Consider the following 8,597-nt stretch of genomic DNA (forward strand, 5'->3'; position numbering starts at 1 on the left):
AGCGGCTCGTCCATCAGATAGATCGAAGGCTTGCGCACCAGCGCGCGACCGATGGCAACGCGCTGCATTTCGCCGCCCGAAAGCTTGGTCGAGCGATTGGCGAGCTTGTGATGGATGCGCACCATCTTCGCCACCTCCTCGACCCGGCGGCGGATCTGGTCCTCCGGCATTTTCCGCGCCGGCGAGCGCAGCGGGAAGGCGAGGTTGTCGAATACCGACAGATGCGGATAGAGCGAATACTGCTGGAAGACGAAGGCGGTGTCACGCTCGGCCGGCGACAGCGTCGTGGCGTTGTGTCCACCGATCTCGATCGTGCCGGTATCCGGCCGTTCCAACCCGGCGATGAGCCGCAGCGTCGTTGTCTTACCGGCCCCGGTCGGCCCGAGCAGCACGACGAATTCGCCATCTGCTATGTGCAGGTCGAGGCCGTTGACGGCGGCATGATCGCCGAAACTCTTGGTCGCGTTCTTGATGTGCACCTCAGCCATGCTGGGTCCTCCGCTCCGAGGCGACATCGTGGATCGCGGTTCTCACTGCGCGGCCCGATCCCTTCTCGAACAGCGACAGCCGCGCGCTGCTCAGCGTCAGGCCGACATGGTCGCCGGTGGACAGCCGGATTTCGGCCGGCACGCGTGCCTTGATGATACCGTCCGCCGTTTCGACCGCGACGATCTGCGTGGTGCCGAGATATTCGGTGCCGTAGATGGCGCCGCGCAGCTTGGAGGCGTCGTCGAAGCGTATGTGCTCCGGGCGGATGCCAAGGGCCATGTCGCTGGGTGCGATGTCCTCTCGTACCTCCGGCACCGCGACCTTCGCACCTTGCACGATGATCTCCCTGGCGCCCTTGGCGACCCCGCCGCCAAATCCCAAAAAGTTCATCGGCGGCGAGCCAATGAAGTCGGCGACGAACATGGTTGCCGGGCGGTCGTAGATTTCGCGTGGGCTTCCGAACTGTTCGATGACGCCATGGTTCATCACGGCGATCTTGTCGGCCATCGACATCGCTTCCATCTGGTCGTGCGTGACATAGACCGTCGTGGCACGGATGCGGTTGTGCAGTTCGCGCAGTTCATGGACCATCAAATCGCGGAATTCGGTGTCGAGCGTGCCGAGCGGCTCATCCATCAGGAAGCATTTTGGCCGCCGCACGATGGCGCGGCCGAGCGCGACCCGCTGGCGGTCACCACCGGCAAGTCCGGAGACGGATTTGTTGAGCAGGTGATCGATGCGCAGCAGTTTTGCTGTTTCCTCGACACGGGTGCGGATCTCGGCCGAAGGCATGCCTTGCGCCAACAGCGGGAAGCCGATGTTCTTGCGCACGTTCATGTGCGGATAGAGCGCGAACAGCTGGAAGACGAAGGCGATGTCGCGCTCGCGTGCCCGCAGCATGGTGACGTCGTCGCCGCCGAGCAGGATCTGGCCGCCGGTCGGCAGTTCGAGCCCGGCGATCATGCGCAAGGTCGTCGTCTTGCCACAGCCCGACGGCCCGAGCATGACGAAGAACTCGCCATCCTCGACGACGAAGTTGGAATCCTGCACGGCAACGAAATCGCCGAAGGCCTTTCTCAGGTGCTGGACGCGGATTTCGGCCATGATTATTCCGGGAATTTCGAGACGATGATGAACATCACGGTGCCGGCGAGCATGGTGATGAAGGAGTAGGTGTAGAGCGACAGCGCGAAGGGCTGGAACAGCATCAGGAAGCCGATGGCGATCAGCGCCGTGGCGATGTTTTCCATCAGCCCGCGCCTGGCCCAGACCGGCCAGCGCGACTTGCGTTTCTGAGGCTTGGTCATGCTCATTTGCGCACCGCGCCGAAGGTGATGCCGCGCAGCAATTGCTTGCGGAGCAGAATGGTGAAGACCAGGATCGGCACCAGGAAGATCGTCGTGCCGGCCGCGACCGCCGGCCAGTCCTGGCCGCCTTCGCCGATGATGGTTGGGATGAAGGGCGGCGCGGTCTGCGCGGTGCCCGAGGTCAGGAGTGCCGCGAACGCATACTCGTTCCAGGCGAAGATCAGGCAGAAGATCGCGGTCGCTGCAATGCCGGTCGTCGCTTGCGGCAGCACGGTGCGCCAGAAGGCCTGCAGCCGTGTATAGCCGTCGATCATCGCCGCCTCTTCGTACTCGCGCGGGATTTCGTCGATGAAGCCTTTCAGCAGCCACACCGCCAGCGAAACATTGACCGCCGTGTAGAGCAGGATCATGCCGAGCGCCGTGTCCGACAGGCCAAGCTCGCGGTACATCAGATAGATCGGAATGGCGACGGCGATCGGCGGCATGAAGCGCGTCGACAGGATGAAGAACAAAAGGTCGTCGGCGAGCGGCACCTTGAAGCGTGAGAAGCCGTAGGCCGACAGCGTGCCGAGGAAGACGGCGCAGAAAGTCGAGCCGAAGGCGATGATCAGCGAATTGACGAAGCGCGGCAGGAAGTTGGACGGGCCGGCGATCACCATGTTGCGCTTGCGCGTGGTCTCGTCGCAGAAGCCTGTCGCCGGGCCCAGCGAGTTGATGTATTCCGGCGTCTGCCGGGTCCGCGTCGTGAACAGATTGCAGTAGCCCTCAAGGCTTGGCTGGAACAGGATCTTGGGCGGATAGGCGATCGAATCCGGCGGCGTTTTGAAGCTGGTGGCGAAGATCCACAGCAGCGGCACGATCGAGATCAGTGCGTAAAGTACGATGATCGTGCCGGCGATCCGTTTCGAGTTGCTGCTGGGTGCGACGACCGAATGGGCTGTGGTCAGGCTCATCTCTGCTTCACCTTGTTGAGCGCCTTGACGTAGATGTTGGCGAGGCCGAACACCGCCACGAAAAGAATGATTGCGAAGGCCGAGGAATAGCCGGTGCGCCAGCTTTCGAAAGCCTGCCGCTTCAGCGTTATCGAGGCGACCTCGGTGGTCGAGCCCGGCCCGCCGCCGGTCAACAGATTGACCATGTCGAACATCTTGAAGTTCTCGATGCCGCGAAACAGCACAGCCAGCATGATGAAGGGCAGCGCCATCGGCAGCGTGATCGACCAGAATTGCCGCCAGTTGGAGGCGCGGTCGACCTCGGCCGCCTCGTAGATGTATTCGGGGATGGAGCGTAGGCCCGCGAGGCAGATCAGCATCACGTAGGGTGTCCACATCCAGGTGTCGACGATGATGATCGACCAGGGCGCCAGCGACACGTTGGAGAGCATCTGGATATCGGTCGGCGGAATCCTCGTGACGAAGGAAATCGCGTAGGCGAACAGGCCGATCTGCAGCTCGTAGAGGAAGCGCCAGAAATTACCGACCACCGCCGGCGACAGCATCATGGGCACCAGGATCAGCGTCGTCCAGAAGGCGTGGCCGCGGAACTTCCTGTCGATCAGCCAGGCCAGGGTGAAGCCGATCAGCGTCTGCAGCAGGATGGTCCAGAACACGAAATGCGCCGTCGTCTGCATGGCGATCCAGATATCCTTGTCGCCGAGGATGCGCTGGTAGTTGGCAAAGCCGAGGTTCTTCACCACCTCGTTCGGGCGGTTGGCGCGGTAGTTGGTGAACGACAGATAGATCGCCCAGAACAGCGGGAAGATGTTGATGGCCAGCAGCAACAGGATCGTCGGCGAGATGAACAGCCAGGCGAGGCCCTTGTCGCTGATGCCCCGGACCTTGCGGGCCAACGGTTCCGGCGTCGCCCGGGCAACGTTCTCCGCGGTCCGATTGAGCATGGTGAGTCCTGCTTCGGTCACTTGGTCGTCTCTGTCATGGAATTTATCTGAACTGCGTCCCGTGCCAAGGGCGGCACGGGACGCATGGGTCGAGCTCGGGAGGAGCCGGGTTACATCTTGCCCCAGTTACATCTTACCGTCGTCCTGGAAGACCTGCGTCCAGTCCTTGACCAGGCCGTCCAGCGCATCCTTGGCCGAACCTTGGCCGGCGACGACATAGTCGTGGAAACGCTTCTGCGAGGCCTGCAGCAGCGGGGCGTAGCTCGGCTCGGCCCAGAAGTCCTTCACGATGGCCATCGAGTCGAGGAAGGTCTGCGCGTAGGGCTGGCTGGCCGGGAAGCCCGGATCCTTGACCACCGCGTTGAGGCAGGAATAACCGCCGAGCGACCACCATTTGGCCTGCACGTCCTTGTTGGCGAACCATTTGATGTATTTCAGCGCCGCTTCCTGCTTGTCGGAATAGGACACCACGGAGATGCCCTGGCCGCCGAGCTGGGCGAACTGCTCGCCGTCAGGCCCCTTCGGGTTGACGAAGTAGCCGATCTTGTCGCCGCCGACATTCTCGTCCTTCTGCAGGCCCGGCCACGTGAAGGCGAAGTTCATGTGCATCGCCACCTGGCCGGATTTGAAGGCATCGACGCCTTCGCCCATATAGCTGTTCGAGGCACCCGGAGGCGTGCAGCAATCATAGAGCGCCTTGTAGAACTCCAGCCCCTTCACCGACTTGTCGGAGTTGACGAAGCCTTCCATCTCGTAGGGCTTTTTGGGGTTTTCGTACTGGAAGCCATAGCTGTAGAGCACGTCCATGGCGCCCATGGTGATGCCTTCAGAGCCGCGCTCGGTGTAGATCGAGGCGCCGTAGACGGTCTTGCCGTCGATCTCACGCTTCTGGAAGAACTCGGCGACCTGCTTCAACTGGTCGAAAGTGGTCGGCGGGCCGAGATCCCAACCGTACTTCTCCTTGAATTCCTTCTGCAGTTCCGGCTTGGAGAACCAGTCCTTGCGATAGGTCCAGCCGACGACGTCGCCCATGGCCGGCAGCGCCCAGTAGTTCGGCGTGTTCTTCGGCCATTCCGAATAGCCGACGACGGTTGCCGGCACGAAATCGTCCATGCTGATCTTCTCCTTGTCGAAGAAGTCGTTCAGCTTGACGTAATGGCCGTTCTCGGCAGCGCCGCCGATCCACTGGCTGTCGCCGATGATCAGGTCGCACAATTTGCCGTGCGAGTTCAGCTCGTTGAGGAAACGGTCGGCATAGTTGGTCCATGGCACGAACTCGAATTTCATGCCGATGCCGGTTTCCTTGGTAAAATCCTTGGACAGTTCGACAAGCGCGTTGGCCGGGTCCCAGGCGGCCCAGCACAGCGTCAGGTCTTCAGCGTGCGCGACGTTCGAGACGGCTGTCGACGCTGTGATCGCCGAGGTCAGTCCCAACGCCAGTTTCAAGCTCGATTTCATGACTTCCTCCCATTTGCGAAACGCGCCCGGATGACGGTTTCAAAAAGCCCTCAACCCCTCTCCTCAGGGGCCCAAACATGGCTGCGCGGTTACGCTGCGGATGTTTAGTAATTTGTTTAGTGATGCAATTTTTACTAAACAAAGCAAGCGAATTCGTTGCTGCGCCGCAGCATGCTTATCGCGATGTCTGAAAACGTTGGAGAAGCGCGGCTCGCTGGTCGGCTTACCGAAGCTGTTCAGGCCGATTGTGACCAGGACGTGGGGTCGCCTCGGCTTCTCAACCGACCCTTCTGGTGCTCACCATCACCTTCCGGATCGGCGGTGCCGGCGGCAGCAGCATACGGATATCGGCAAACGGGAACGACGGTTCGAAGCGGAAGGCTTCGGCCGAGGAGCCTTGCGCGCCGTTGCACTGGCCGGCGCGAAAGGCGTTCTGTGTCCGCGCGATGTCGACGAAGCGGTCGGGATCCTGCGACTGATGCATTCGGATCGCTTCGGCCTTGACGTCGGCATGGGCGGAAATGTCGACATAGTGCGTCGGCGAAAAACCGGTGCCGCCCATCGTGTCGGCATGCAGCACCGGGACGGCGAAAGACGCCGCGATGCGCACGCCGTCCGACAGCGCGCGATGGTCGGCATGATAGTCGTTGGGCGCATGCGTGATCACCAGATCCGGGCCGGTTTGACCAATCAGTGCTTTCAGAGCTCCGATCAGCGCTGCATCGGCCACCAACTCGCCGTCCGGAAAGTCGAGGAAGCGTGGCATTGCGCCTACCAGCGCAGCCGCGGCCGTTGCTTCATCGCGACGGACACGAGCGAGAACAGCGGGATCACTCGTGCCGCCCCTGGCACCATCCGTGGCCATGGCAAAAGTGAGCTCTGCGCCTTGCGCGGCATAGGCGGCCATCGTACCGAACATGAAGATCTCGATGTCGTCCGGATGGGCACCGAGCGCCAGGATTTTCAAATCACTCTCTCCCCGGAACTGGAACAACGTGACGAACGGAATCCTGCTCGCCCTGATCGCCTACGCAAGCTATTCGGGCAGCGATGCCGTTGTCAAAAGCCTGGGCGGTCAACTCACGATCTTCGAGATCGGCTTTTTCATAACTTTGTTCGCGGGCTTCTTCCTATTCTTCACGCGACCTGCGGGCGAACGCTGGCGCGATTTCTGGCGCACCAAAAGACCATGGGCGGTGCAGGCGCGCGCCTGGGCGGGCATCGCTTCCGGCGTGCTCAGCGTCTACGCCTTCACCACCATTCCTCTGGCCGAGTCCTATGCGCTGATCTTCCTGGCGCCGCTCTGCGTCACCATTCTCTCCACGGTGATCCTCAAGGAGAAGGTCGGCCCCTGGCGCTGGCTGGCGGTGGTCGCCGGTTTTGCCGGCGTCATGCTGGTGGTGCGGCCTGGCTTTCGCGAACTCAATCTCGGCCATCTTGCCGCCTTCGGCGTTGCTTTCCTCGCGGCCACCAGCGTCATCCTGATGCGCTCGCTGGCGCAGCAGGAAAAGCGCACCACCATGCTCGGCGTGCTGGTCGGTTGCGGCCTGCTGTTCAACGGCATCGGTGCCGCCGCCACCGCCTTCACTGTTCCCAGCGGAAAGCAGTTGCTGTGGCTGGCAATGGCCGGTGCCTTCACCGCGGGTGGACAATTCCTGCAGCTGCTGGCCATGAAATACGCGCCCGCCAACCGCGTCGCGCCGACGCATTATTCGCAGATCGCCTGGGCGGTGATCCTCGGCGCGTTGTTCTTCCAGGAATATCCGGACGGGCTGTCGCTGGTTGGCCTGGCGGTCGTTGGCGGCGCCGGCCTTTTGACCATGGTTCGTGAGGAAGCGCGGCTGGGCACCGTGCGCTGGAACCCGTTTTCGCGCACCCGGCTTTAAACCGACTCTGGTTGCGCCTTGGCCGTAACCGCTGATATGCGGGCGCCATGACCACAAAACCCCTGCCGGAGCTTCCTGTATCCGCCGTGCTGCCGGCGCTGAGGGAAGCGCTGGGCCATGGCAACAGCGCCGTGCTGGTGGCGCCGCCGGGCGCCGGCAAGACGACGCTGGTGCCGCTGGCGCTGCTTGACGCGCCTTGGCTCGGCGCCGGCAAGATCATCCTGCTTGAACCGCGCCGGCTCGCCGCCCGCGCCGCCGCCCGCCGGATGGCTGAATTGCTTGGTGAGGAACCTGGCGCCACCGTCGGCTATGCCATGCGCATGGAAAACCGCATTTCGGCAAAGACCAGGATCGTGGTCGTCACCGAAGGCGTGCTGGCGCGCATGATCCTCGACGATCCCGAACTGCCCGGTGTTTCGGCTGTCATCTTCGACGAATTCCACGAGCGCTCGCTTGACGGCGATTTCGGTCTCGCGCTGGCGCTCGACGTGCAAGGGGCGCTCAGGCCGGATCTGCGCTTGGCAGTGATGTCGGCGACGCTCGACGGCGCGCGTGTCGCCAAACTCATGTCGGGCGCGCCGGTGATCGAGAGCGAGGGCCGCGCCTTTCCCGTCGAAATCCGCTATGACGAAAGGCCGGCCGGCATCGCCATCGAGGACGCCATGGCAAAGGCGATCCGCGCCGCCCTCGCCGACGAAAGCGGCAGCGTGCTTGCTTTCCTGCCCGGCCAGCGCGAGATCGAGCGCACCGCCGAACGGCTGGCCGGCAAGGTCGGCACCGATACCGACATCGTCCCGCTCTACGGCATGCTCGACGGCAAGGCGCAGGACGCGGCGATCAAGCCGCAGCCGGCCGGCCGCCGCAAGGTGGTGCTGGCCACCTCGATCGCCGAAACCTCGATCACCATCGACGGCGTGCGCGTTGTCATCGATTCGGGCCTGTCGCGGCTGCCGCACTATGAGCCGGCCAGCGGCCTCACCCGGTTGGAGACCGTGCGCGTCAGCAGGGCTTCCGCCGACCAGCGCGCCGGCCGTGCCGGGCGCACGCAGCCAGGCGTCGCCATCCGGTTGTGGCGGGCCGAGCAGACGGCTGCACTCCCCGCCTTCACGCCGCCGGAAATCCTTGAGGCCGATCTGTCCGGACTGCTGCTCGATTGCGCTGCCTTCGGCGTTGCCGATCCGGCAGGGCTCGCTTTTCTCGATCCGCCGCCTGTTCCGGCCCTTAATGAGGCAAGGGGGCTACTACGCGCGCTGGATGCCATCGACGACACGGGGCGCCTGACGGACGCGGGTGCAGCGATGCGCAAGCTCGCCCTGCCGGTGCGGTTGGCGCACATGGTTGCCGAGGCAGCCGGCAGCGGCCATGCCTTCGAGGCGGCGATGCTTGCCGTGCTGCTCACCGAACGCGGCCTTGGTGGCGACGGCGCCGATCTGGAGCGGCGGCTGATGCGTTTTCGCGGGGAAAAATCGCCACGCGCTACAGCCGCCAAGCAGCTCGCCGAACGGCTGGCGAGGCAGGCTGGCGAGGCGAAGGGCAGCGAAGCTGCGGCAGCCGGTCCCC

General features: G+C 63.3%; 9 protein-coding genes. 2 read left to right on the forward strand and 7 right to left on the reverse strand.

The features are described from left to right. From EN749_RS24230 to EN749_RS24260, 7 genes are all read right to left on the reverse strand, one after another. Window positions 1-488 (reverse strand): ABC transporter ATP-binding protein (locus EN749_RS24230; protein ID WP_145990986.1); only part of this gene is annotated, 488 nt, incomplete at its 3' end. Then, window positions 481-1,593 carry an ABC transporter ATP-binding protein gene (locus EN749_RS24235; protein ID WP_127398595.1) on the reverse strand — a complete coding sequence of 371 codons (1,113 nt, stop codon included), beginning with the start codon at window positions 1,591-1,593 and terminating at the stop codon, window positions 481-483. The genes EN749_RS24230 and EN749_RS24235, both read right to left, overlap by 8 nt. Before the next feature lie 2 nt (window positions 1,594-1,595). Continuing rightward, complete coding sequence (locus tag EN749_RS24240) at window positions 1,596-1,802, reverse strand: hypothetical protein (protein WP_127320730.1); 207 nt, start codon at window positions 1,800-1,802, stop codon at window positions 1,596-1,598. Then, on the reverse strand, window positions 1,799-2,749 hold the full coding sequence (locus EN749_RS24245; RefSeq protein WP_013528079.1) for a carbohydrate ABC transporter permease: 951 nt from the start codon (window positions 2,747-2,749) through the stop codon (window positions 1,799-1,801). The genes EN749_RS24240 and EN749_RS24245 overlap by 4 nt, the downstream gene beginning before the upstream one ends. Further along, a complete protein-coding gene (locus tag EN749_RS24250; RefSeq protein ID WP_128364116.1) occupies window positions 2,746-3,693 on the reverse strand; it encodes a sugar ABC transporter permease in 948 nt (315 codons plus the stop codon). The genes EN749_RS24245 and EN749_RS24250 overlap by 4 nt, the downstream gene beginning before the upstream one ends. Window positions 3,694-3,819: 126 nt before the next feature. Continuing rightward, window positions 3,820-5,151, reverse strand: a complete 1,332-nt coding sequence (locus tag EN749_RS24255) for an ABC transporter substrate-binding protein (RefSeq protein WP_027039732.1) — start codon at window positions 5,149-5,151, stop codon at window positions 3,820-3,822. Window positions 5,152-5,428: 277 nt separating this feature from the next. After that, on the reverse strand, window positions 5,429-6,118 hold the full coding sequence (locus EN749_RS24260; RefSeq protein ID WP_127273168.1) for a PIG-L deacetylase family protein: 690 nt from the start codon (window positions 6,116-6,118) through the stop codon (window positions 5,429-5,431). Between the two features lie 28 nt (window positions 6,119-6,146). Here EN749_RS24260 and EN749_RS24265 point away from each other — a divergent pair, with 28 nt between their 5' ends. Both EN749_RS24265 and hrpB read left to right on the forward strand, forming a co-directional pair. Then, window positions 6,147-7,037: a DMT family transporter gene (locus EN749_RS24265; protein WP_127397038.1), complete on the forward strand. Its 891-nt coding sequence runs from the start codon at window positions 6,147-6,149 to the stop codon at window positions 7,035-7,037. Window positions 7,038-7,084: 47 nt separating this feature from the next. Further along, on the forward strand, window positions 7,085-8,597 hold a 1,513-nt coding region (hrpB, locus tag EN749_RS24270), incomplete at its 3' end, for an ATP-dependent helicase HrpB (protein WP_128364117.1).

The sequence above is a fragment of the Mesorhizobium sp. M7A.F.Ca.ET.027.02.1.1 genome (assembly GCF_004022985.1).
GTDB lineage: Bacteria > Pseudomonadota > Alphaproteobacteria > Rhizobiales > Rhizobiaceae > Mesorhizobium.